This window comes from Streptomyces sp. NPDC092296, from assembly GCF_044755465.1.
Taxonomy (GTDB): domain Bacteria; phylum Actinomycetota; class Actinomycetes; order Streptomycetales; family Streptomycetaceae; genus Peterkaempfera.
Genome location: NZ_JBIVRB010000013.1, coordinates 64,860 through 88,871, shown reverse-complemented (window position 1 = coordinate 88,871; position 24,012 = coordinate 64,860). Strand labels below are relative to the sequence as shown.

16 protein-coding genes are annotated in these 24,012 nt (G+C 75.0%); 4 read left to right on the top strand and 12 right to left on the bottom strand.

The features are described from left to right. Positions 1-121: 121 nt before the first annotated feature. The 4 genes from ACIQGZ_RS23585 to ACIQGZ_RS23570 all read right to left on the bottom strand — a co-directional run bounded on the left by ACIQGZ_RS23585 (position 122) and on the right by ACIQGZ_RS23570 (position 7,829). The gene (locus ACIQGZ_RS23585; protein WP_402604938.1) at positions 122-2,236 is read right to left on the bottom strand and encodes an ATP-dependent DNA helicase; all 2,115 of its coding nucleotides are present in this window, start codon (positions 2,234-2,236) and stop codon (positions 122-124) included. Positions 2,237-2,248: 12 nt separating this feature from the next. Continuing rightward, positions 2,249-4,105 carry an IucA/IucC family protein gene (locus tag ACIQGZ_RS23580; RefSeq protein ID WP_402605115.1) on the bottom strand — a complete coding sequence of 619 codons (1,857 nt, stop codon included), beginning with the start codon at positions 4,103-4,105 and terminating at the stop codon, positions 2,249-2,251. 296 nt (positions 4,106-4,401) lie between these two features. Next, positions 4,402-4,863: a GNAT family N-acetyltransferase gene (locus ACIQGZ_RS23575; RefSeq protein ID WP_402604936.1), complete on the bottom strand. Its 462-nt coding sequence runs from the start codon at positions 4,861-4,863 to the stop codon at positions 4,402-4,404. A gap of 983 nt (positions 4,864-5,846) precedes the next feature. Continuing rightward, on the bottom strand, positions 5,847-7,829 hold the full coding sequence (locus tag ACIQGZ_RS23570) for an IucA/IucC family protein (RefSeq protein ID WP_402604933.1): 1,983 nt from the start codon (positions 7,827-7,829) through the stop codon (positions 5,847-5,849). A gap of 354 nt (positions 7,830-8,183) precedes the next feature. Between ACIQGZ_RS23570 and ACIQGZ_RS23565 the strand changes: the two genes are divergently transcribed. Beyond that, positions 8,184-9,521 (top strand): trypsin-like serine peptidase, encoded by a 1,338-nt coding sequence (locus ACIQGZ_RS23565; protein ID WP_402604931.1) that lies wholly within the window; start codon positions 8,184-8,186, stop codon positions 9,519-9,521. 94 nt (positions 9,522-9,615) lie between these two features. Here the strand turns inward: ACIQGZ_RS23565 and hflX are convergent, their stop codons facing one another. From hflX to miaA, 5 genes are all read right to left on the bottom strand, one after another. Continuing rightward, a complete protein-coding gene (gene hflX / locus ACIQGZ_RS23560; RefSeq protein WP_402604928.1) occupies positions 9,616-11,127 on the bottom strand; it encodes a GTPase HflX in 1,512 nt (503 codons plus the stop codon). A gap of 59 nt (positions 11,128-11,186) precedes the next feature. Then, the gene (locus ACIQGZ_RS23555) at positions 11,187-13,550 is read right to left on the bottom strand and encodes a RelA/SpoT family protein (RefSeq protein WP_402604925.1); all 2,364 of its coding nucleotides are present in this window, start codon (positions 13,548-13,550) and stop codon (positions 11,187-11,189) included. 150 nt (positions 13,551-13,700) lie between these two features. Next, entirely contained in the window at positions 13,701-14,609 is a 909-nt protein-coding gene (gene dapF, locus ACIQGZ_RS23550) for a diaminopimelate epimerase (RefSeq protein WP_402604923.1), read from the bottom strand. A gap of 57 nt (positions 14,610-14,666) precedes the next feature. Continuing rightward, positions 14,667-15,182 (bottom strand): hypothetical protein, encoded by a 516-nt coding sequence (locus tag ACIQGZ_RS23545; protein ID WP_402604921.1) that lies wholly within the window; start codon positions 15,180-15,182, stop codon positions 14,667-14,669. A gap of 199 nt (positions 15,183-15,381) precedes the next feature. Continuing rightward, positions 15,382-16,341, bottom strand: a complete 960-nt coding sequence (miaA, locus tag ACIQGZ_RS23540) for a tRNA (adenosine(37)-N6)-dimethylallyltransferase MiaA (protein WP_402604919.1) — start codon at positions 16,339-16,341, stop codon at positions 15,382-15,384. Between the two features lie 140 nt (positions 16,342-16,481). Between miaA and ACIQGZ_RS23535 the strand changes: the two genes are divergently transcribed. Then, entirely contained in the window at positions 16,482-16,724 is a 243-nt protein-coding gene (locus ACIQGZ_RS23535; protein WP_402604917.1) for an antitoxin, read from the top strand. A 21-nt stretch (positions 16,725-16,745) separates the two neighbouring features. Here the strand turns inward: ACIQGZ_RS23535 and ACIQGZ_RS23530 are convergent, their stop codons facing one another. Both ACIQGZ_RS23530 and miaB read right to left on the bottom strand, forming a co-directional pair. Then, entirely contained in the window at positions 16,746-17,465 is a 720-nt protein-coding gene (locus ACIQGZ_RS23530) for a hypothetical protein (RefSeq protein WP_402604916.1), read from the bottom strand. Between the two features lie 113 nt (positions 17,466-17,578). Then, entirely contained in the window at positions 17,579-19,057 is a 1,479-nt protein-coding gene (miaB, locus tag ACIQGZ_RS23525) for a tRNA (N6-isopentenyl adenosine(37)-C2)-methylthiotransferase MiaB (RefSeq protein WP_402604914.1), read from the bottom strand. A gap of 80 nt (positions 19,058-19,137) precedes the next feature. On the opposite strand from miaB, the gene ACIQGZ_RS23520 reads away from it, so the two are divergent. Both ACIQGZ_RS23520 and ACIQGZ_RS23515 read left to right on the top strand, forming a co-directional pair. After that, positions 19,138-20,169: a TAXI family TRAP transporter solute-binding subunit gene (locus ACIQGZ_RS23520; protein ID WP_402604912.1), complete on the top strand. Its 1,032-nt coding sequence runs from the start codon at positions 19,138-19,140 to the stop codon at positions 20,167-20,169. A gap of 153 nt (positions 20,170-20,322) precedes the next feature. After that, a complete protein-coding gene (locus ACIQGZ_RS23515) occupies positions 20,323-22,248 on the top strand; it encodes a bifunctional serine/threonine-protein kinase/glutamate ABC transporter substrate-binding protein (protein WP_402604910.1) in 1,926 nt (641 codons plus the stop codon). A 364-nt stretch (positions 22,249-22,612) separates the two neighbouring features. On the opposite strand, the gene ACIQGZ_RS23510 is transcribed toward ACIQGZ_RS23515, so the two are convergent. Then, positions 22,613-24,010 (bottom strand): sensor histidine kinase, encoded by a 1,398-nt coding sequence (locus ACIQGZ_RS23510; protein ID WP_402604908.1) that lies wholly within the window; start codon positions 24,008-24,010, stop codon positions 22,613-22,615. Between the last annotated feature and the right edge of the window lie 2 nt (positions 24,011-24,012).

Genomic DNA, 24,012 nt, shown 5'->3' with positions numbered 1-24,012 from the left:
CCAGGGTGCTCGCTTTGTGGCGCGGCATCGGCCCGGGCCGGCCCCCGCACCCCCCCCCCGGGGGGGGGGGCCCCGCCCCCCCGGGGGGGGCCCCACAGCCACGTCTGGCGAATTCCGGCGGCTATTTGCGCTTGGCCACCGGCTTGGGCTCGGGCGCCGACGCATTGATGGCCGCCAGCGAACGCCGCACCTGATTCCGGTCGGTGGTGTACCAGAAATCCGGCATGGAGGAACGGAAGAATCCGCCGTACCGGGCCGTCGCCAGCCGGGGATCGAGGACCGCGACCACTCCCCGGTCCTCCGCCGCCCTGACCAGCCGGCCGGCGCCCTGCGCCATCAGCAGTGCCGCATGGGTCGCCGCGACCGCCATGAAGCCGTTTCCGCCACCCTCCTCGACCGCCTTCTGCCGGGCGCTCATCAGCGGGTCGTCCGGGCGCGGGAAGGGGATGCGGTCCATCACCACCAGCTGGCAGGCCGACCCGGGCACATCCACCCCCTGCCAGAGCGAGAGGGTGCCGAAGAGGCAGGTCTCGGCGTCCGACGCGAAGGCCCTGATCAGCTCGCCCAGGGTGTCCTCGCCCTGGAGCAGGATGGTGTTGTCCAACCGCTCCCGCAGCGCCTCCGCGGCCGTTTGGGCGGCCCGCATCGAGGAGAACAGGCCCAGGGTGCGGCCACCGGCGGCGTCGATCAGCTCGGCCAGCTCGTCCAGCATCTGCGGCCGGTCCGGCTCCCGACCCGGCGGCGGCAGCTGCCGGGCGACATAGAGGATGCCCTGCTTGGGATAGGAGAACGGCGAACCCACATCCAGCCCGCGCCAGGCCGGCGGAGCGCCCTCGCCCCGGTCACGCTCCGGCTCGTCCGCAGTGCGCTGGTCCGGCAGCCGGCCCTCGGGCGGCAGGCCGACCGAGGCCGCCACCCCGCCGAAGTCGCCACCCAGCTTGAGGGTGGCCGAGGTCAGCACCACCGACCGCTCGGCGTAGAGCTTCTCCCGCAGCAGCCCGGAGACGGTGAGCGGAGCGACCCGCAGCGAGGCCGCGCCCATGCCGAAGCGGTCGTTGCGGTCGATCCACACCACGTCGTACGGCGACTCCTCCAGCAGCCGGTCGGTGGTGTCGTGCAGGCTCTCGGCCATGGCCATCGCCTGCTTGCGCACCGCGTCCTCGTCGGAGAGGCCCTTGTCGCGCACCTCGCCCAGCGAGGTGATCACGGCCCGGGACGCCTCCCGGATCGCGGCCACCGCATAGGCGATGTTCTCCGGCAGCTCCTCCAGCCGGCCGGGCTGGGCGATCTCCATCAGGCCGTAGTAGTTCTCCGCAGCGGCCTGGAGGGCGTCCACCGCCTTCTCGTTGGCCAGCCGGGCGGCCCGCTTCACCGTGCGGTTGACCGCCGTCGCGGTCAGCTCGGCGGTGGCCACACCGGTGACCCGGGAGACCAGCTCATGGGCCTCGTCCACGATCAGCAGCTCGTGCTCCGGCAGCACCGGGGCGCCCTCGATGGAGTCGATGGCCAGCAGCGCGTGGTTGGTGACCACCACATCGGCCAGCTTGGCACGCTCGCGGGCCTGCTCCGCGAAGCACTCCGGGCCGTACGCGCAGCGGCTGGCGCCCAGGCACTCCCGGGAGGTGACCGACAGCTGGGACCACGCCTTGTCCGAGACGCCGGGCGAGAGGTCGTCCCGGTCGCCGGTCTCGGTCTCGTCCGCCCAGTCGCGCAGCCGCAGAATGTCCTTGCCCAGCTTGCTGCTGGGCCCGCCCAGCGCCTCCGCCGGGTCGAACAGGCCCTCGCCCTCGTCGCTGGGCGTGCCCTCGTGGGCGCGGTGCAGGCAGAGGTAGTTGGAGCGGCCCTTGAGCATCGCGAAGAGCGGTCTGCGCCGCAGCACCGGGTGCAGCGCCTCCACGGTGCGCGGCAGGTCGCGCTCGACCAGCTGGCGCTGCAGGGCGAGGGTGGCCGTGGCCACCACCACCCGGTCGCCGTGGGCCAGGGCCGGTACCAGGTAGGCGAGGGACTTGCCGGTGCCGGTACCGGCCTGGACCAGCAGATGCTCGCCGCCGGCCACCGCGTCGGCGACGGCCTCGGCCATCTGGACCTGGCCGGGGCGCTCGACGCCGCCGACGGCGGTGACGGCGGCATGGAGCAGTTCCCGGATACGGGCGCGGTCGGCATCCGGCACGGCGGGGGCGGCCGGAGCGCCCTCGGCCTCGGGCCCCGCTGTCGGGGGTGGGGAGTCGTTCGTCATGGCCCGCCAAGCCTACGGCGCGCCACTGACAGCGGAGCGGCTTCCGCCGGACCTGGCGGGCGGCACCGGGGTCGGGCGGGGCAGCGGGCCACGGTGCAGCGGGTTGGGCACGGTGCCGTGCACCGCCGCGTGCGGGCGGCGCGGCGCGTCGCGGTAGCCGTCCCGCAGCAGGCGGTTGCGGTTCAGGCAGAGCCGCTCGATGCGCGGGGTGAGCAGGTCGAAGAGGGCGAAGCGGTCGGCCAGCTCCGGGAACCGCCGCTGGTGGGCGGTGATCTCCTCGCGGACCAGCCCCCAGAACTCGTCCTCCCCCACGCCGAGGTGCTGCTCCACCAGCGGCGCCAGATAGCGGTAGACGCCGACGAAGAGCCCCGAATGGATGAACTGGCAGAGGAAGTCGGGCCGCTCGCGCAGCAGCACGGCGGAGACCTCGGCGGGCATCAAGGCCAGTTCCGGCAGCGGCTCGGCGCTGACGTTGACATCGTCCACGAAGTCCTTCACGGCCAGGCGCACCGGAACGTCCCGGTCGTCGAAGACCACGATCGCGTTCTCGCCGTGCGGCGAGAAGACCATGCCGTAGCGGTACAGGAAGCGCAGCAGCGGCGGCAGCATCGCGGCGAACAGCCGGCGCAGCCAGTCGCGGGCGGGCAGCCCGGAGCGGGCGACCAGTTCGGCGGTGAGCGGGCGGCCGTCGGAGCCGGTCTGCAGCAGCGCGGCCAGGGTGCGGGCCCGCTCGCCGGGCGCCAGGTAGCGGCTCAGTGGCTCGCGCCAGATGGCACCGAGGAGCTCCTTGTACTGGTACGGCGCCTCCGGGAGCCGGCCGTACAGCGGATGCTCGACGGCGACGGAGGCCACCTCGCCCAGCAGCACCACCCGGCACTCGTCGCGCAGGAACGGGTCCTGGTCGCGCAGCGAGTGCACCCAGGCGGTGACGGCGGGGGCGGCGAGGGTGCGCTCGGTGGGCAGTCCGCGCCAGACCAGGGTGTTGAGGATGGCGAGCGGCAGCTTGACGGTGAGCCGGTCGGGGCGGCTGGTGTTGAGGAAGGTGCGGATCGATTGCTGGGGCAGTCTGAGGTCGTTGTCAGTGGGGAGCGGGATGATGTCACCGGCGGCGATCGAGGGTGCGAAGAGGGGGACGACGGTCTCGTCCCACTGCCAGGGGTGGACGGGGAGCAGCAGGTGGTCGCCGGGGTCGGCGCCGCGGTCCAGCAGCGCCTGGTGGAAGGCGTGGCGGGTGCCGGGGTCGAGTTCGGCGGCGTAGAGCAGATCGGGGGTGTCCAGCCCTGCGGTGCCTCGGTACTGGGCGAGGCGGCGGTGGACGGCGATCCAAGGCAGCCGGTGCGGGGTGCGGGCCTCGGGGGCCCAGCGGGCGGTGTCGGTGGCGGAGAAGCCGAGGCGGCCCTTGCTGGGGACGATCCAGGGGTGGCCGGTCTGCCGGCCCTCCAGGTCGGCGTAGTCGAGGTCGGCGAGTTCGGCGGCGGTCAGGGCGGTGCGGGCGTGGTGGGCGTCGGCGAGCAGGGTGGCGGTGAGTTCACGGACGAGATGGCCGGTGGTGTCGCCGGAGAGGCCGAGCTGGTGGCGGGCCTGCTGGAGCAGCCGCAGCGGGTCGGCGCCGGGGTTGGCGGCGGCGGTGATGTCGGCGGGGTCGATCAGCCAGCTGCCGTACGCGCCGCGCCGGGCCAGGAAGCGGTATTCGACGCCGTCGGAGAGCGGAAGGCGGTAGGGCAGCGCGGTGCCGGGGGTCTGGGTGCCGGGGGTCTGGGTGGCGGGGGTCTGGGTGGCGGTGTCGGGGGTTCGGGCGGGGGTGGAGGTGTCGGCCTGCGGGGTGAGCAGTTCCTCGTAGGCGAATTCGGCCAGCATCTTGGCCAGCATCCGGCGGCACGCCTGCCGCCACAGGTCGGGGGTGAGCTGCGCGGGGAGGTGCAGTGGAGTGTCGGAGGCAGGGGACTTCTGCACGGGTGGGCTCCAGGGGTACGAGGCCGGGGTGCGGCTGGGGACAGGGAGGCCCGAGCTCCCTGACCGGGCCGCCGGCCGAGGGGACGGTCGGCGGTCCGGTGCGGGAGCGGGGTGCGCGGATGGCACGGGTGCTGGGTGGTGCTGGGTGGCACGGGTGCTGCGGTGCTGGGCGGCGCTGGTGGCGCGGTGCTGGGCGGCGCGGCCGGCGCGGGTCAGCCGGCGGTGGGGAGGGCGCGGTCGCGGATCATCAGGGCGGCGCGCTTGTCGGGCAGGTCGAGTTCGGCGGCGCAGTGGAAGCCGGCTCTGCGGAACGCCGCGACGGAGGGGGCGTTGCGGACGTCGGGCTCGGCGACGACCCGGGTGCAGTGCGGCCGGGATTGGAGGATGCGGGCAGCGAGGGCGTCCAGCAGGGTACTGCCGATCCCCCGGCCACGGGTGTCCGCCGGACCGAGCAGCAGATGGATACCGGTGTCATGCGGGCGAGCGGGGTAGTGCAGGGCGAGCGGATCGAGATCGGCGCGGTAGACCTCCCAGTAGCTCATGGGCCGCCCGTCGAGGAGGCCGACGCAGGGGACGCTGTGTCCGTCTCCGGCGAGCTGGGCGCGCAGATGCCGCTCGGTGGTCTCCGGTGGGCCGTCGAGACGCCAGAATTCGGCCACCGCCGGGTCGTTCATCCAGGCTGTGACCAGGGCCAGATCCGCCGGGAGACGGACCGGGCGGAGCCGGAACCGGCCGACGGCGGTGGTCAGTTCGCCCCAGTCGCAGCCGTCGTCCGACCGGTCGGCGGCACCGCCCTCCCGACCCGGCGGCGCGGACCGGGGCCGGGCGGCCGGGCCGGGCGGGGCGGATGGGCCGGGCAGGGCGGACGAGCCAGGCGAGGCGGATGGGCCGGGCGAGGCGGGCGGGCCAGACGGGCTAGGCGGCTCAGACGGGGCGGACGGGCCAGACGGGCCAGGTGGGCCAGGCGGCTCAGACGGGCCAGACGGGCCAGGCGAGGCGGGCGGGCCAGGCAGGGCGGACAGGCCGGGCAGGCCAGGCAGGGCGGACGAGCCAGGCGGGCCAGGCGGGACGGACGGGCCAGGCGGGCCAGGCGGGGCGGACGGGCCAGGCGAGGCGGGCAGGGCGGGCGCAGCAGATGGGGCGGACGGGCCAGACGGGCCAGGCGGGCCAGGCGGGCCAGGCGAGGCGGACGGGCCAGACGGGCCAGGCAGGGCGGACGAGCCAGACGGGCAGGGCGAGGCGGACGAGCCAGACGGGCCGGACGGGGCGGACAGGCCAGGTGGGCCGGACGGGCCAGGCAGGGCGGACGAGCCAGACGGGCTAGGTGGGCCAGGCGGGGCGGGCGGGCCAGGCGGGGCGGGCGGGCCAGACGGGCCAGGCAGGGTGGACGAGCCGGACGGGCCAGGCGGAGCAGACAGGGCAGACAGGCCGGGCGGGCCGGGCGGGCCGGGCGGGCCAGGCAGGGTGGACGAGCCGGACGGGCCAGACCGGGCGGACGAGCCAGGCGGGCCAGACCGGGCGGACGGGCCAGACGGGCCAGGCAGGGCGGACGAGCCGGGCAGGGCGGACGGGCCAGGCAGGGCGGACGGGCCGGGCAGGGCGGACGGGCCAGGCAGGGCGGACGGGCCGGGTGGGCCGGGTGGGCCGGGCAGGGCGGTCATGCCGAGCCGTTCGGGGTGGCCGGCGGATTGGAAGCGGCGGGGAGCGGGCTGGGGACGGCGAGCGGATTGGGGATGGTGACGTAGACCGACTGGGTCTCGACCGGGCCGACCAGCTCGTCCAGGCCGCCCAGCCGGGTGAGCAGATTGGCCTTGCAGCGCAGCGTCGGGGAGTCCAGCAGCAGGGCGGGCAGCGTGGAGCCGGTGGCCTGGGCGGGGTCGCCCGCCAGGAAGCGGCGCAGCGCGGCGAGCAGCAGCCGCTCGTCGGCCAGCCGTTGCGAGCCGAACGCACCGATCAGGCCGAGCAGGTGGTTGATGCCCAGGTAGTAGGCGAAGCGCTCGTCCGCGATCCGGTCGGGGACGAAGGTGTCGCTGTCGGCGCCGATCCCGGGCAGCCGGGCGGCGAGGGCGGCGGCGGCCGATTCGCGGTAGTAGTACCCCTGGTTGTCCCGGTAGCGGCCGCCGATGGGCCAGCCATGGCGGTCCAGCAGGACGAGGCTGTTCTGCTGGTGGGCCTCCAGGGCCACCCCGGCCTGCCCGTCGAGCCAGAGGACCGGCAGCACCACCGCGTCCAGGTAGCGCAGGAACCACTCGGTGGCGACGGTGGGCAGTGGGCGGCCGGCGCGCCGGGCGAGGGTGAGCAGCAGGTCCGCGAGGTGGGAGGGGACGGCCGCGCGGTCGGGCGCCGCCGCGTCCGGCAGCGGGCGCTCCGCGACCAGCCCCGCGACGCACACCGCCCGGTCGGCCGGGCCGAAGGGCTGCTGCCGCAGGACGGTGTCCAGACCGCTGGGGGTGCCGGTCTGCTGGTCGGGCAGGTCGACGCCCAGCCAGGCCGGGTCCCGGACGATGTCGAAGCCCGGGTGGTGGGCGTGCCACTCGGCGGCCAGGCCGCTCTCCAGCAGCCGGTGGACCTCCACGCCACGGTGCAGTTCCTTGCGCAGGTTCTCCCGGCAGGAGTTGGTGATGCGCAGTCCGAGCGAGAGTTTGAGCATGTAGGGGACGTCCGGCCGGCAGACCGTGCGGACCGAGGAGGTGGGGTGCCAGGGGTCACCGTGCGGGCCGAGGTCCAACAGTCGGCCGCTCTCCAGCAGCGCCCGGACGGCGGGGCGCAGCGCCAGTTCCCGGGCCTGCCAGGGGTGCAGCGGCAGTGCGACGGTGTCGGGGGGCAGCGGTGCGGCGCCGCCGAGCAGCCGCTCGGTGATCTCTGCGGCGTCGGCGGCCAGGGCGGAGTCGGCGGCGACCAGGGCGCGGTCGGCGGCGAACCAGTGCAGCCGGAAGGAGCCGCGCAGCTCCGGGGAGTAGGCGGCGGCCTCGGCGCCGCCGATGCCGTCGCGGCTCTTGGGCGTGGGGTGCAGCGGATGCCCGAGGAGCAGGGCCTGCTCGCCCTCCAGGAACGGGAACGGGTCGCTGCCCGGGGCCGGCCGGGGATGGCGGCGGCGGTGGGCGACGAATTCGGCGGTGCGGCGGGCGGAGTCCGCGACCCGGCCGGTCAGGTCCGCGATGTGCGCGGCGGCGGGCGAGCCGGCCGCCCGGGTGAGCAGGGCGGCGATGGTCACCGCGTCGACGGGCGAGCCGGCCGCCGTACCGGGGTCGTCGTCGAGCCCGAGTACCGGTGCCAGCAGCGCCGGGCCGAAGCGGTGCCAGCCGGCGGCCGACCAGTGGCGGACGGGGACGGTGAGGCGGGCCGCTCCGGCGGCGACCGGGATACGCAGCAGGCCGTCGGCGGGGGCGGCGACCCCGGTCTCCCGGGTCCAGCAGCGCAGCAGGCTCTCGGTGGTGGCGTGGTCGGCGGCGGTGGCCGGGTCCGGGTGCAGCAGCGGGTCCGCGCCGTGCCGGGTGCCGGTGGGCACGGACTGCTGGGCGGGGGCAGGCTGCTGGGTAGGGGCGGACTGCTGGGCGGGGACGACGGGTGTGGTGGTCAGCGGGGCGAGCGAGGTGGGGGCCGGTACGGTGCGGGCCGGGCCGGTGAGGGCGGGGTTCACGGGCGCTTCCAGGGGTGCGACGGGGTCCGGGGCGGCGCGGGGCGGCAGCGGCTCGGCCCGGACACCTCCGCGAAGTGGCGGGTAAGGCTTACCTTCGCGTGATTGCGCGGAGCAAACGCTCGGGCACCCGAAGTAGTGACCCGGCAGTCGAGTTTCATCCGGGAGAGTGAATTGCCCGGCCGTCAGGCCCGCCCGGCCCGCCTGGCGGACGGCGCGGCGGTCGCCATCTCGGTAACCGTCCGTCAGCGGATGCAACCAAGGGGTCGATGTGCGTCGTCCTTGGCCGCAATGGGACAGTAGTGCCCGCCCGACGACGGCCCGAGCCGTGTCTTGAACTCAAGGGGAACTGAGCTCATGTCACCCATACGCAGGGACGTCCTGCGTCGCCGCACGAACCGCACCCGCACCGGCACGGCGTTCGCCGCCGCCGCGCTGGCGGGCGTCACCTTGCTGAGCGTCACCGCCTGCAGTGACAACGGCGGTTCCTCCGACGCCAGGGGCGGCGGTGCGACCGCGCAGGCCATCGGCGGTGACCTCGGCGGGCTGCCGGACGGCCTGCCCAGCGAGCTGGCCAGTGCGCTACCCAGCGGGCTGCTCGACGGTCTGCCCAACAGCCTGGACGAGTTGAAGAACTGGACGTTCGACGACTGGGACAAGTGGGCCGAGGACCATGTCTTCAACAATCCGGTGATCAAGGGCCTCTGGGACCCGGACAAGATGAAGCACGCCAAGCCCAAGGACCAGGACCCGCCGACCGACACCCCGAGCGGCAACCCGGACGACCCGAGCGGGGACTCCGGCGGTTCGGGCTCCGGCGGCGATGACGGCGGCGACGGCGACGGCGGCGACGGCGACGGCGATGGCAGCAGCGACGGCATGGTCCGCCCGTTGCCGACGCCGATCCGGGCGACGGCGGTGGAGCGCCCGTACACCAGGAACGGCGCGGTCGGGAAGATCTTCTTCGACGAGCCGGACGGCACCGCCGTCTGCTCCGGCACGGTGGTCAGCGATCCGGCCCACCCGGGCAAGAGCAACCTGGTGTGGACGGCCGGCCACTGCGTGCACGGCGGCAAGGGCGGCGACTGGTACCAGCACATCATCTTCGTGCCCGGGTACAACAGCTCCGGTACGGGCAGCGGCGGACAGCAGTCGCTGGACAAGGAGCTCGCCCCGCTCGGCCAGTGGTGGGGCGACGATGTGGTCACCTCCCCGCAGTGGGCGGCCGAAGGCCCGCCGGCCACCCACGGCCCGGTGGACAAGTCCAGCCAGTACGACTTCGCGGTGGTCCGGGTGCACAACCCCGACGGTGACGGCCGGTCGCTGGAGGAGACGGTCGGCGGCGCGGTGCCGGTCTGGTTCAACGCGCCGCGCGAGAACCTGGCCCCGGTCGCCAACTGGGGCTACCCGGCCGCGCAGCCGTTCGACGGCCAGGAGCTGTACCGCTGCCGCAGCACCGTCCCGCCGTCCCGGCTGTCGTACGACGGCTCCCGCCCGCCGATGCTGGTGATCGGCTGCACCATGACGGGCGGCTCCAGCGGCGGCGGCTGGTTCGCCACCATGCCGGACGGCCGGACCGGTCTGGTCAGCAACAACTCCATCGGCCCGATCAAGGACCCGACCTGGGAGGCCGGTCCCTACCTCGGCACGGTGGCCGAGAAGATGTTCGACTACTTCGCCAAGAAGACCTCCTGACCGCAGGGGAGCGACCACGGCCGAGGGCCGGTTCCGATCGAGACCATCGATCGGAACCGGCCCTCGGCCGTGGTGCCGGCAGCGGCCGGACGGCTCAGCCGCGCACGCCCGCCACCGCGTAGCGGTCCAGCTCGGCCGCCAGCTCGGCGGAGACCTTGGCCCGCAGCAGGGTGCCCTCACCGGTGTGCTCGGTGCCGATCAGCTCGCCCTCGGCGTGCACCCGGGAGACCAGGTCGCCCCTGGTGTACGGGATCAGCGCCTCGACCTCGATCGACGGGCGCGGCAGCTCGTCCTCGACCAGCTTCAGCAGTTCCTCGATGCCGTCGCCGGTGCGGGCGGACACCACCACGGCGTGCGGCTCGCGGCGCAGCAGCCGCTGGAGGACCAGCGGGTCGGCGGCGTCCGCCTTGTTGATCACCACGATCTCGGGCACATTCTGCGCATCGACCTCCACGATCACCTCGCGGACGGCGGCGAGCTGCGACTCCGGGTCGGGGTGCGCGCCGTCCACCACATGCAGGATGAGGTCCGCGTCCGCGACCTCCTCCATGGTGGAGCGGAACGCCTCGACCAGGTGGTGCGGCAGGTGCCGTACGAAGCCGACCGTGTCCGCGATGGTGTAGACCCGGCCGCCGGGGGTGGCGGCGCGGCGGACCGTCGGGTCCAGGGTGGCGAACAGCGCGTTCTCCACCAGGACGCCGGCGCCGGTGAGCCGGTTGAGCAGCGAGGACTTGCCGGCGTTGGTGTATCCGGCGATGGCGACCGACGGCACCTGGTTGCGCTTGCGCTCCTGGCGCTTGGTGTCGCGGCCCTTCTTCATGTCGGCGATCTCGCGGCGGAGCTTGGCCATCTTCTCGCGGATGCGCCGCCGGTCGGTCTCGATCTTGGTCTCACCGGGACCACGGGTGGCCATGCCGCCGCCGGAGGCGCCGGCGCCGCCGCCGCCCATCTGCCGGGAGAGCGACTGGCCCCAGCCGCGCAGCCTGGGCAGCATGTACTGCATCTGGGCGAGCGAGACCTGCGCCTTGCCCTCCCGGGACTTGGCGTGCTGGGCGAAGATGTCCAGGATCAGGGCCGTCCGGTCGACGACCTTGACCTTGACCACGTCCTCCAGGTGGATCAGCTGGGCGGGGGTCAGCTCGCCGTCGCAGACGACGGTGTCCGCGCCCACCGCGGCGACGATGTCGCGCAGCTCCTTGGCCTTGCCGGAGCCGATGTAGGTCGCCGGGTCGGGGCGCTCGCGGCGCTGGATCACGCCGTCCAGCACCTCGGAGCCGGCCGTCTCGGCGAGGGCGGCCAGCTCGGCGAGCGAGGTCTCGGCCTCCTCGGCCGTGCCGTCCGTCCACACCCCGACGAGCACCACGCGCTCCAGGCGGAGCTGGCGGTACTCGACCTCGGTGACGTCCTGGAGTTCGGTGGAGAGGCCGGCGACGCGGCGCAGCGCCGCCCGGTCGCTGCGGTCGTACTGGTCGCCGTCGTAGTCGTGGTCGAGGTCCTCGTCGATCGCCGCGAGGTCCTCGTCCATCAGGGCTTCGGCCCGAAGGTCCTCCGGACGGCGCGCGGCGCGTGCGGCGGAGTGGTCGCGGTTGTCGAACGTGGAGGTCATCGTGTCCTTAGGGGCTGCGGGAACGGATGCGGGAGCGGGAGCGGGCCCGGCTGACCGGACTACCCCTCTGTACCTCTGAACGCCGCGGACCGACCGCGGATTCCCGACGATGGTCGCACGCCGGGCGGCGCGGGGTCACCCGTATTTGCCCGCGAGCCGCCGCCCCGCCGTCCCGCGCCGGGCTCCGGCCGCCGGACGTCGTACACCCCGGAGACCCGCAGCATCGCCCGCATCAGGGTCGGCAGCGCGCCCGGCTCCGACAGCTCGACCGTGTAGCTGTGCCGGACCCGCAGCTCCTGCGGGGGCTCCACGGCGGCGGAGACGATGCCGATCCCCTGGGCGGCGATGGCGGCGGTCAGGTCGGCCAGCAGCCGGGGGCGGTTGAGGGCGTCGGCCAGCAGGGTGACCCGGTAGCCCGCCCGGCCGGGGCCGGCCGTCCAGCCGACCTCGACCTGGGGCCGCCCCTCGGCGTGCAGCCGGTGGCCGCTGGGACAGTCCCGGCGGTGCACGGTCACCGCGCCGCCCCGGACGGTGAAGCCGGTGACCTGGTCCGGCGGCACCGGGGTGCAGCAGCGCGCCAGCCGGACCGGCACGCCGGGCTGCCCGTGCACCTCCACCGGACCGGCCGCCCGGACCGCCGCGCCCGCCCCACCCGGCGGCGGCGCGGTGGGCCGGGCCGTCCCGGCGGAGGGCCCGGCGGTCGGCCCGGCCGGGGGCTGGGCGGCCACCGGGTGGGCGGCCAGCCAGTGCTCGATGGCCAGCCGGGCGCGCGGCGTACGGACGTGGGCCAGCCACTGCGGGGCGGGCCCGGACGGCTCGCCCGGCCCCGGCTCGGTGAGGATGCCGACCATGTCGCCGTCGGCCAGCGAGGTGGAGAGCGCCACCAGTCGCCCGTTGACCCGGGCGCCGATACAGCGGTGCCCGGTCTGCTCGCCCAGCGCGTACGCCGCGTCCACACAGGAGGCGCCGGCCCGCAGGGTGAGGGTGACGCCGTCCTCGGTGACGGCGGTGATCTCCCGGTCGTCGGAGAGGTCGGCGGTGAGGGTGGACCAGAAGGTGTCGGGGTCGGGCGCGTCCCGCTGCCAGTCCAGCAGGCGGGTGAGCCAGCCGGGGCGGGCCGGGTCGGTGCGGTCCAGCTCGTCGCGGCCGGGGTCGGGGGTCTCCGGCTGGCGGGGGCTGCCGAGGGCCACCACGCCGAACTCCGCGACCTGGTGCATCCGGCGGGTGCGGACCAGCACCTCGACCACGTCGCCGCGCCGGTCCGCGACCGCCGTGTGCAGCGACTGGTAGAGGTTGAACTTGGGCGCGGCGACGAAGTCGGTGAACTCGCCCGGCAGCGGCGTCCAGCAGGTGTGCAGCTCACCGAGGGCGGCGTAGCAGTCGGCGTTCTCCTCCACCACCACCAGCACCCGGCCCAGGTCGGTCGGGCGCAACTGCTGCGGGCGGCCGTCCGGCCCCCGGGCGGCGAGCCGCTTGAGCAGCACCCGGTGCGCGGAGACGCAGTGCCGGGAGCGCACGGTCACCTGGGCGGCCACCCCGGCCTCGGTGAGCTGGCGGCGCAGCCGGGCGGCGAAGTCGGCCAGCGGGCCGGTGCCGGTCTCGGCGGCCGCCATCAGGGCGCTGGTGCGGCCGTACTCCTCGGGGTGCAGGGTGGCGAAGACGATGTCCTCCAGCTCGGTCTTCACCACCTGGATGCCCAGCCGCTCGGCCAGCGGGATGAGCACGTCCCGGGTGACCTTGGCGATCCGTACCCGGCTGGCGGGCTTCATGTGCCGGATGGTCCGCATGTTGTGCAGCCGGTCCGCGAGCTTGATCACCATCACCCGGACGTCGTCGCCGGTGGCGAGCAGCATCTTGCGGAAGGTCTCGGCCTCGGCCGCCGTGCCGAAGTCGACCTTGGCCAGTTTGGTGACGCCGTCGACCAGGTAGGCGACCTCCTCCCCGAAGTCCGCCCGGACCTGATCTACCGTCATATCGGTGTCCTCCACGGTGTCGTGGAGCAGGGAGGCGACCAGGGTGGTGGTCTCCGCGCCCAGCTGGGCGAGGATCATGGTGACCGCCAGCGGGTGGGTGATGAACGGCTCGCCGCTCTTGCGCAGCTGCCCCCGGTGGCCCGCCTCGGCGCTCTGGTAGGCCCGGCCGAGCAGGGCCAGGTCGGCCCGGGGGTGGTGGGCGCGGTGGGCCCGCACGATGGGCTCGATCGCGTCGGGCACCGGGGGCCGCCCGGTGGCCAGCAGCGCGGCGCGCCCGGCCCGGCCGAGGGCGGCGCGCCCGAGCCTGCGGACCGGCCGGGGGGCGGGGTCGGCGGCCGGGGACGGCTGCTCGACGGCGGCCGGGCCGGCCGGGGCCGGCGTGTCGACCGCCGGGCCGCCGGTCCGCAGGGCGTCGGGCTGGGCCGACGGATCACCGGCTTGGATGGTCATGCGCACCTCCGGCAACGTTCACCGGAGCAGAATCCGACCCCGGTGGTCCATGTTACCGAGAGCATCACAAGCCGCGACGGATCACCCGCAGAGCGTCCATGGAATCACTCGTACGGGCGGATTCAACCGCCCCCGGCGCGGGAAAGCCGGTCAGCCCGCAGCCAGCCACTGCGGGTCGAGCACGCCCCGGGCCACGATCACCGCCGGGCCGGTCAGCTCCACCCGGCCGTCGGGGTGCTCGGTGACCAGCAGTCGCCCGCCCGGCACCTCCACGGTGTACTCGGCGGGGCGGCCGGTGACGGCCGGGTCGACGCCGTCGCGGCGGGCGGCTGCGACCGCCACCGCACAGGCGCCGGTGCCGCAGGACCGGGTCTCGCCGGAGCCGCGCTCATGCACCCGCATCGCCACCCGCGCCGGGCCCCGGTCCACCACGAACTCGACGTTGACGCCGTCCGGGTAGGCATCGGCCGGGGCGACGCCGGGCGCGGTCCGCAGCTCGCCCGCGTGGTCGAGGTCGGCCACGAAGGCCACCGCGTGCGGATTGCCCATGTTGACGTTCCGGGCCGGCCAGCGCCGGTCGCCCACGGCCACCTCGATGCCGTCCGGGCCCGGCAGGACGGCCCGGCCCATGTCCACCGTGATCTCGCCGGGCAGGCCGTCGGGGCCGTCCTTGGCGATGTGCACCCGGCGCACCCCGGCCCGGGTGGCGACCGCCAGGTCACCGGGCTCGGCGTGGCCCGCGTCCACCAGGTAGCGGGCGAAGACCCGGACTCCGTTGCCGCACATCTCGGCGACGCTGCCGTCCGCGTTGCGGTAGTCCATGAACCACTCGGCCTCGCCCGCCAGCGCGGCGGCCTCGGGGTGGGCGGCGGAGCGTACGACCCGCAGCAGCCCGTCGCCACCGATCCCGGCCCGGCGGTCGCAGAGCCGGGCGACGGCGGCGGGCCCGAAGTCCAGCAGGCCGTCCGGGTCGGGCACGATGACGAAGTCGTTCTGGGTGCCGTGGCCCTTGAGGAAGGGCACGGGGCTCTCGGTCCGCCGCGCGGTGTCGTCGCTCACGGACCCAGCGTACGGCGGTTCGGCGGCCGCTTGCCGGGCGGGACCAGCAGCCGGACGTCAGCCCCGCAGCCGGGCGACCCGCCACACCGCGAGCCCGACCAGCACCAGCCCGACCAGGGCGTATGCCGCCGGCGCCCGCCATCCGGCGCGCTCCTCGGAGCCGCGCCGGGGCAAACCGGGCAGTGCGTAGCCGACCCGGCGGGCCGCCATGGCGCCCCAGCCGACGGAGGCGGCGGTCAGCAGCAGGCCGAGCATCCCGACCATGGCACCGCCGTCACCGGACTCGAAGGCCAGCGGGAAGGCGAACATCAGCGAGCCGAAGATGCCGACCACCCCGATCGGCACGGTCTGCCACCAGCGCAGCCGCCGCCGGGGCCGGATCTCGCGCTCATGGACCACGCCGTCCGGCGGGGCGGTGGCGCCGATCCGCGCCGGGCCGCCGGTGTCGAAGGAGACGCCGGGATCGAGCGGGGACATCGCCACGCCGTCGAGCTCGCCGGTGGCGGCGCGCGGTCCCGGTGCTGGGACGGCGCCCAGTCGCTGGTCCGCTTCGGGGCCGGTACCCGTCGACACGCGGCCTCCCCGGACATTACGACGCATGGTGCGACAAGAACTGACTGCTCGATGATGGCATGCCCACGGGCCGTCACCGCGCGTCACGCGGGTCCTCGGGTGATCCGTGGCCATGACGTGATCCTGCCGTGACCGCGATGTCCCTCTGCACCTGCACGTGCGCGCGGCGTATGCACCGTACGCTGCGCGGGCGCGGCCGTCAGCCCGCCGCGCGGATCAGCTCCAGAGAGCGTTTCAGCAGGTCGGAGCGGTCTCCATCGCTCGCGGCCGGCAGCCAGTGGATACGCGGATCACGCCGGAACCAGGACTCCTGGCGGCGGGCGAACCGCCGGGTGGCGCGGATGGTCTCCGCCCTGGCCTCGGCCTCGTCGCACTCCCCGGCGAACCATGACAGTACCTGCTGGTAACCGAGGGCCCGCGAGGCGGTCCTGCCCTCCCGCAGCCCGACCCGCTCCAGGGCGCGGACCTCGTCCGGCAGCCCCGCCGCCCACATCCGCAGCACCCGGGCCGCGATCCGGGCGTCCAGCTCCGGCCGGGGCACCGCCACGCCGAGCTGGACGGTGTCGTACGCGGCGGTGTTGCCGGGGAGGGTGGCGGTGAACGGCCGGCCGGTGATCTCGACGACCTCCAGCGCCCGGACGATCCGGCGGCCGTTGCCGGGCAGGATCGCCATCGCGGCCGCCGGGTCCAGCGCGGCGAGCCGGGCGTGCAGCGCACCCGAGCCCTGCTGCTCCAGCTCCGCCTCCAGCCGGGCCCGCACCTGCGGGTCGGTGCCGGGGAACTCCATCACGTCGATGGCGGAGCGTACGTACAGGCCGGAGCCGCCGACCAGCACCGGGGTGCGGCCGGCCGCCAGCAGCCGGTCGATCACCTCGCGGGCCAGCCGCTGGTACTCGGCCGCGCTGGCGGTCTCGGTGACGTCCCAGACGTCCAGCAGGTGGTGCGGGATGCCGCGCCGCTCCTCGACGGTGAGCTTGGCGGTGCCGATGTCCATGCCCCGGTAGAGCTGCATGGAGTCGGTGTTGATCACTTCTCCGCCCAGCTCGCGGGCGATGTCCACCGCCAGGTCGGACTTGCCGGCGGCGGTGGCTCCGACGACCGCGACGACGCGGGGCGCGCCGGGCGGCGTGGCGGGGCTGGAGGATTCCGGACTGGTCACGCCCCCAGTCTCGCAAAGCCGCCCCGCTGGGGCGTATCGGGGCCGGTCGTGCGGCAGTTGGGCGCCCGGCGTAACTTGGAGGCAGGAGGGGCGCGGGCAGCGGCTGTGCTGCGGACCCCGACGGAGGACGGAGACCGGTCATGGGCATCATGGACAGCTTCAAGGACAAGGCCGAGGAGCTGAAGGGCAAGGCCACCGAGCTGGCGGGCAAGCACAGCGGCCAGATCGACCACGGGCTGGACAAGGTCGGCGAGGCGCTCGACAAGGCGACCAAGGGCAAGTACACCGACAAGATCGAGCAGGGTCGGGAGAAGGCCAAGCACGCCGTCGACGACCTGGCCGCCAAGAAGGACGACTCCGAGGGGCCGGGCGGCAGCTTCTAGACGCTACCGCTCCCCCGCAGCTCAGCTCCAGCAGGCGGCGAAGTAGCCGACCCCGTACGGCGCCCCCTCGTGCAGCAGCCGGCCGGTGAGCCCCGCCCCCTCGGCGGCACCGGCCAGCACCTGCCAGGGGGCGCGCCCGGCGGCCAGCAACCCGGCCGCCGGCGCCGGGTCCAGCCCGGCCAGCGCCCCGGTGTCGGCCGCCGCGAGGGCCGCCGCCACCGTGGCGTCGAACGCCTCGGCCCGGTCGTCCAGATAGCCGGGCGCCTTCAGCGACCGCCGGGCACTGCCATCCCCGAGGACCAGCAGGCCGACCCGGGGGTGGCGGGCGGCCAGCTCGGCGCCCAGCCGCAGGCAGTCGGCCGGGGGTTCGTCGGACGGTACGCAGTGGGCCTCGCACTCCGTGGACCAGCCGGTCCACTCCAGCAGCCACGCCCCCACCGCCAGCGGCCCGGTCAGCTCGCCGGCCCCGCCGACCGGCCCGCCGGAGCCCAGCCGTACCGTCCGCTCGACGCCGAACCGGCGCAGCGAGCCGGTGGCGCCGGCCGGGAAGACCGCGCGCCGGGCCGGGTCCTCCGGATCGGTGCCGCCCACCACGTACAGGTGGTCCGGCCGGGCCTCGGCCACCGTGCGCAGCGCCTCGGCGCAGGCGGCGCGCAGCGGGTCCAGCTCGGCGGCGGCGCCCTGGGCGACCTCGGGCACGAGCAGCGGCGGGCAGGGGCAGACGGCGGCGGCGACCAGCATGGCGGCCAGCCTATCCGGCGGCCGGCCACGCCCCGCCCTGCGGTACGCCACGGGCCCGGCAGGCGTGCGGCCTGCCGGGCCCGTGGCGTGGATGAGCGGGTGGGGTCGTGGGGTCAGTCGCAGCCGCAGCCGCCCGTCGGAGCGGGCTGCGGCGCCGGGGCGCCGATGGTGGGCAGGCCCAGCATCACCCCGGTCGGGGCTGCGGGGGCGGCCCGGCGGCGCTCCCAGGCGTCGCCCGCCGGGGTGCGCCGCACCGCGAGCGTGGGGCCCTCGGCCAGCAGGTGGTGCGGGGCGGCGTAGCTGATGTCGACGGTGACCACGTCACCGGGGCGGACCGGCTCGGCGGGCCGGCTGAAGTGCACCAGCCGGTTGTCGGGCGCGCGGCCGGAGAGCCGGTCGGTGCGGTCGTCCTTGCGGCCCTCGCCCTCGGCGACCAGCACCTCCAGGGTGCGGCCGACCTGCTTCTTATTCTCCGACCAGGAGATCTCCTCCTGGAGGGCGACCAGCCGCTCATAGCGGGCCTGGACGACCTGCTTGGGGATCTGGCCGTCCATCTCGGCGGCGGGGGTGCCGGGCCGCTTGGAGTACTGGAAGGTGTACGCCTGGGCGAAGCGGGCCTCGCGGACCACGTGCAGGGTCTGCTCGAAGTCCTCCTCGGTCTCGCCGGGGAAGCCCACGATGATGTCGGTGGAGATGGCGGCGTCCGGCATCGCGGCGCGGACCTTCTCGATGATCCCGAGGTAGCGGTCCTGCCGGTAGGAGCGGCGCATCGCCCGGAGCACCGCGTCCGAACCGGACTGCAACGGCATGTGCAGCTGGTGCATCACATTGGGCGTCTCGGCCATCGCGGCGATCACGTCGTCGGTGAAGTCGCGCGGGTGCGGCGAGGTGAAGCGGACCCGCTCCAGCCCGTCGATCCGCCCGCAGGCACGCAGCAGCTTGGAGAACGCCTCGCGGTCGCCGATGTCGGAGCCGTACGCGTTGACGTTCTGGCCGAGCAGGGTGACCTCGACGACGCCCTCCGCGACCAGCGCCTCCACCTCGGCCAGGATGTCGCCGGGGCGGCGGTCCTTCTCCTTGCCGCGCAGCGCGGGCACGATGCAGAAGGTGCAGGTGTTGTTGCAGCCGACCGAGATGGCGACCCAGGCGGCGTACGCGGACTCCCGGCGGGTGGGCAGCGTGGAGGGGAAGGTCTCCAGCGACTCCAGGATCTCCACCTGGGCCTCGGACTCCACCCTGGCCCGCTCCAGCAGCGCGGGCAGATGCCCGATGTTGTGGGTGCCGAAGACCACGTCGACCCAGGGGGCCTTGCGGACGATGGTGTCCCGGTCCTTCTGGGCCAGGCAGCCGCCGACCGCGATCTGCATCCCCTTCTGCCCGGCCTTGACCGGGGCGAGCCGACCCAGGTTGCCGTACAGCCGGTTGTCGGCGTTCTCCCGCACCGCGCAGGTGTTGAAGACGACGACGTCCGGGCTGCCGTCCTGGGCGGCCTTGACATAGCCGGCGTCCTCCAGCAGGCCCGAGAGCCGCTCGGAGTCGTGGACATTCATCTGACACCCGTAGGTGACCACTTGGTAGGTTCGCGCGCTCATCTCAACGCACAAGAGTACGCGCCCCCGCACCGCCCGGTCTGCCCCTCCCCTCCAGGGTCCCCGGCTGGCAGTATCCCGGCATGGCCGACTCCGCGGCACGCCCGCTCCCCCGCCTCGCCGCCGCGCTGCGCCGCCGGGCCGCGTCCCGGCTCTGGCGGGCGGGCACCGCGTTGGTACTGGTCGCGGCGGTGCTGCTGGGCTGGTGGCTCTCCCCGTCCGCCGGGGCGGCCTACCCCAAGGGCCGGGTCGGCTTCGCCACGGGGGTGCCGCGCGGGGTGTACGAGCGGTACGGGCAGCTGCTCCAGGCGTATGTGCGCACCGCGATGCCCGGGGTGGAGCTGCGGCTGGACCCCTCCGAGGGGTCGCCGGACAACCTCCAGCGGGTCGCCTCCGGCCAGGACGCCTTCTGCATCGCCACCGCCGACGCGGTCGCCAGCTACACCGGCCCCGGCCGCTCCCGGCTGCGGGCCATCGCCCGGCTGTACGACGACTACATGCAGCTGGTGGTGCCGGCCGACTCCCCGGTGCGGTCGGTGGCCGACCTGCGCGGGCTGAAGGTCAGCGTGGGCCAGCCGCTGTCCGGGGTGAACCTGGTGACCCGGCGGCTGCTGGCGGCGGCCGGGCTGGACCCGGACCGCGACATCACCCCGGCGCCGCTGGGCATCGGGGAGGCGGTGGACGCGCTGCGCGACGGCCGGATCAACGCCCTGTTCTGGTCCGGCGGCCTGCCGACGGCGGCCGTCGACGAGCTCTCCCGGGAGCTGCGGGTCCGGCTGGTGCCGCTCGGGACGCTGGCCGAGCCGCTGCACCGGGCGGGCGGCGACGGCGCCGAGGCGTACCGGGCCGCCGTGATGCCCGCCGACGCCTATCCCGCCGCCCTCCCGGCCAACACACCGGTGGCCACCGTCGCGGTGGCCAATCTGATGGTCACCCGGGACGACACCGACACCGGGCTGGTGCAGGGGATGACCCGGGCGGTGATCGACAGCCGGGACGCCATCGGGGCGGAGGTGCACGCCGCGCAACTGGTGGACCTGCGGACGGCGATCTACACCGATCCGCTGCCGCTGCACGAGGGGGCCCGCCGCTACTACGCCTCCATGAAGCCCTGAGGCGCGCCGTCCTGACGGACCGTCGACCGGGGCGGCCGGATTCGGCGGATTCCTCCCGCTCCCAGCGGAACCGGCCGGGCCGGGTGATGGTCCCCGGTCGGCCCGGCGCCTAACCTGATCCCCTGACCGACACACGAGCCAGGGGGCCGGGCTATGCAAAGCGGGGGTGGACCCGAGGGCGAGGCGCGCACCCAGGGCGTGCCCCCGGCCCGGACGCCGGGCGGTTCCGGCGGCCCGGACGGCGAGCACCGGCCGGGCCGGGTGATCGACAACCGCTACGAGCTGCAACGGCGGCTCGGGCGCGGCGGCATGGGCGTGGTCTGGGAGGCCAGGGACACCCGGCTGCACCGCCAGGTCGCCGTCAAGGAGCTGCTGTTCCGGGGCGCGGTGGACCCGGAGACGCAGGCCCAGTGGGTGGGCCGGGCCCGCCGCGAGGCGCAGGCCATCGCCCGGATCGGCCATGAGCACGTGGTGACCGTCTACGACGTGACCGAGGCCGAGGGCCAGGTCTGGATCGTGATGGAGCAGGTCAACCCGCGCTCGCTGGCCGACCTGCTGCGCACCCACGGCCGGCTCCCGGTGCAGGACGCGGCGCGGATCTGCCTGGAGGTGCTGCGCGGCCTGCGGGCGGTGCACGCGGCGGGCGTGCTGCACCGCGATGTGAAGCCGCACAATGTGCTCTTCCGGCGGGACGGCCGGGCGGTGCTGATGGACTTCGGCATCGCCACCTTCGAGGGCGCCGCCCAGGTGACCCGGCTGCACGAGACGGTGGGCACGCCCGCCTACCTGGCGCCGGAGCTGTGCGACCCGTCCGGCCCGCGGACGCCGAACCCGGCGAGCGACCTGTGGGCGCTGGGGGTGACGCTGTACGAGATGGTCGAGGGGCGGCTGCCGTTCCGCGGCCCCGCGCCGTTCGAGGTGCTGCTGGCCGTACGGGAGGAGGACGTCCCGCCGCCGCAGCACGCCGGCCCGCTGGGGCCGCTGCTCGCCGGTCTGCTGGAGAAGGACCCGGCGCGGCGGATGGACGCCGCGCGGGCCGAGGAGCTGCTGCGGCACGTGGTGCAGGAGACCCCGGCCGCCGCCTCCCGGCTCGACCTGCGGACCTGGCCGCTGGCCGAGTCCGCCGACAGCGAGACCGAGACCACCCCGGGCGGCGACCCGCCGGTGGAGCCGCCCGGCGGCAGGCGGCCGTGGTGGCGCGACCGGCGGCTGCGGGTGCCCGCGCTGGCGATGGGGCTGGTGCTGGTCGCGGCGGCCTCCTGGTTCGGCTACCAGCGGTGGCCCGCCTCGCAGGACTCGCTGGCGTCCTCGCAGACGCTGGCGCAGGCGCAGCTGCGCGGGGCCCTGGTGATCGGGGTGAAGGCCGACCAGCCGGGCCTGAGCGTGCTGGTCGACCCGGCCACGGGGAAGTACCAGGGCTTCGACGTCGACATGGCCACCTACCTCGCCAAGGACCTGGGCTTCACCGGGGCGAGGGTGGAGTTCACCACCGTGCAGACGTTCAGCCGGGAGCTGGTGTTGCAGAACCGCACCATAGACCTGGTGGTGGCCAGCTACAGCATGACGCCGGAGCGGGCCCGGCAGGTGACCTTCGCCGGGCCGTACTACCTGGCCGGGCAGGACTTCCTGCTGCGCACCGACGAGAAGGACGTGGTCGGCCCGGAGGACCTGATCGGCCGCACCGTCTGCACCGCCCGGGGGTCGACCCCGGCCGAGCATCTGCCGAGCAGGTTCCACGGCATCGGGCTGAGCTTCCGCAGCAGCTACGGCGAGTGCGTCACCGACCTGCTGGCCCACCGGGTGGACGCGGTCTCCACCGACGACATCATCCTGGCCGGCTACCAGAAGCAGCACCCCGACCAGCTGCGGCTGCTGGGCATCCCGTTCCAGTCGGAGGCGTACGGGGTGGGGATGGCCCGGGGCGAGGAGGCGCTGCGGCGGCGGGTGTGCGAGTCGATCCAGCGGTACGTGGACAGCGGGGCGTGGTACCGGTCGTGGCAGCGGTGGCTCCAGCCGCTGGGGCTGCTGCGGCCGAGCCCGGGCACCTGCTCCAACCACGACTGGGAGAACTCCAACTGACCGACCCGGCACCGCCGTGGAACGCTCGACCCACCGGCAGCCCGGACCCACCAGGGGCGCGCGGAACTGCGCGGGTTACCCCGCACCGCCGTAGAAGGCTGATCACGCCGGTACGCCGGGCTTGGGTGGGTGGTTGTTCGCGCAGTTCCTCGCGCCCCTGGCGGGGTGGGGGGTTGGGCACGGTGGATTGTGCCGCTTGGGTGGGTGGTTGTTCGCGCAGTTCCTCGCGCCCCTGGCCGGGTGGGGGGGTTGGGCACGGTGGATTGTGCCGCTTGGGTGGGTGGTTGTTCGCGCAGTTCCCCGCGCCCCTGGCCGGGTGGGGGGTTGGGCACGCCGGTACGCCGCTCCTGGGTGGGTGGGGGGTTCAGGGGGCCGGGTGGCGGGGGGTGGTGAGGGTGACGGTGAGGCCGGCGGGGTGGTTGGGGGCGAAGGCGAGGCCGCCGCCGGTGGCGGTGAGGAGGGTGCGGGCGATGGCGAGGCCGAGGCCGGAGCCGTCGACGTTCTGGTGGCGGGGGCTGCGCCAGAAGCGGTCGCCCACCCGGGCCAGCTCCTCCTCGGTGAGGCCGGGCCCGGCGTCGGCCACGGTGACCGCGACCGCGTCGGCGCGGACCGCCACCGCGACCCGTACCGACGCCCCCGCCGGGGTGAACTTCAGCGCGTTGTCCACCACCGCGTCCAGCGCGCTGCCGAAGCCCACCGGGTCCGTCCAGCCCAGCGCCATCGGCGGCCCGTCCCAGGCCAGTTCGACCCCGCGCCGCTCGGCCACCGGCCGCCAGGCGAGCACCCGCTCCAGCGCCAGCCGCACCAGGTCGGTCTGCTCCGCCTCCGGCCGGGCGTGCTCGGCGGTGGCCAGGCCCAGCAGGTCGTCCAGCACCCGGGCCAGGCGGCGGCCCTCGTCCCGTACGGCGGACAGCTCCTCCTCATGGCCGTCCGGCAGCTCCATGCCCAGCAGCTCGATCCGCAGCATCAGCGCGGCCAGCGGGTTGCGCAGTTGGTGGGAGGCGTCGGCGACGAACGCCCGCTGCCGCTGCATGGCCAGCTCCACATGGTCGGCCATCTCGTTGAACGACCCGGCGAGCCGGCGCAGTTCCGGTGGGCCGCCGGCCGGGGCCACCCTGGCGTACATCCTGCCGGTCGCGATCTCATGGGTGGCCCGGTCCAGCACCCGTACCGGCCGCAGCACCCAGCCGGTGAGCCGGACGGACGCCACCACCGCGACGATCATCGCGGCGGCCTCGCCCGCGCCCAGCAGCAGCCAGCGGTGCAGGATGCGGGAGCGCAGCGCCTGGGTGGGCGACTCGGTGAGCACCACCGCGACCACGTCGCCGTCCCGCACCACCGGGGAGGCGACCACCAGGGTGCGGTCGGTGGTCCACGGCCAGACCTGCGGCGGGTTGTGGCTGCGGCGGCCGTCCAGCGCCTCCTGGAACGCCTCCCGGTACGGCTCCCGCCCGGTCGTCCTGCCCCAGTCGGCGGGCGCGACCGCGAGGACGTCGCCGTCGCGGGAGAAGACCCCGGCCCTGATCCGGTAGACCTCGTCATAGCGGGCCACCTCGGCGCGCAGCGCGCCGAGCTGGGTGGCGTCGCCGTCCGCCACGGTGGCGTACTGGGCGAGCCCGGCGAAGCGGGCGGCGTCGTCGATCCGGTCGACGATCACATGCTGCTGCTCGGCGGCGGCTTCGGCGGCGGCCAGCGGGATGCCGAGCGCGGCCAGGACGCAGGCCATCAGGGAGAGCAGGATGCCGAGGAGGCGGGTGCGCATCC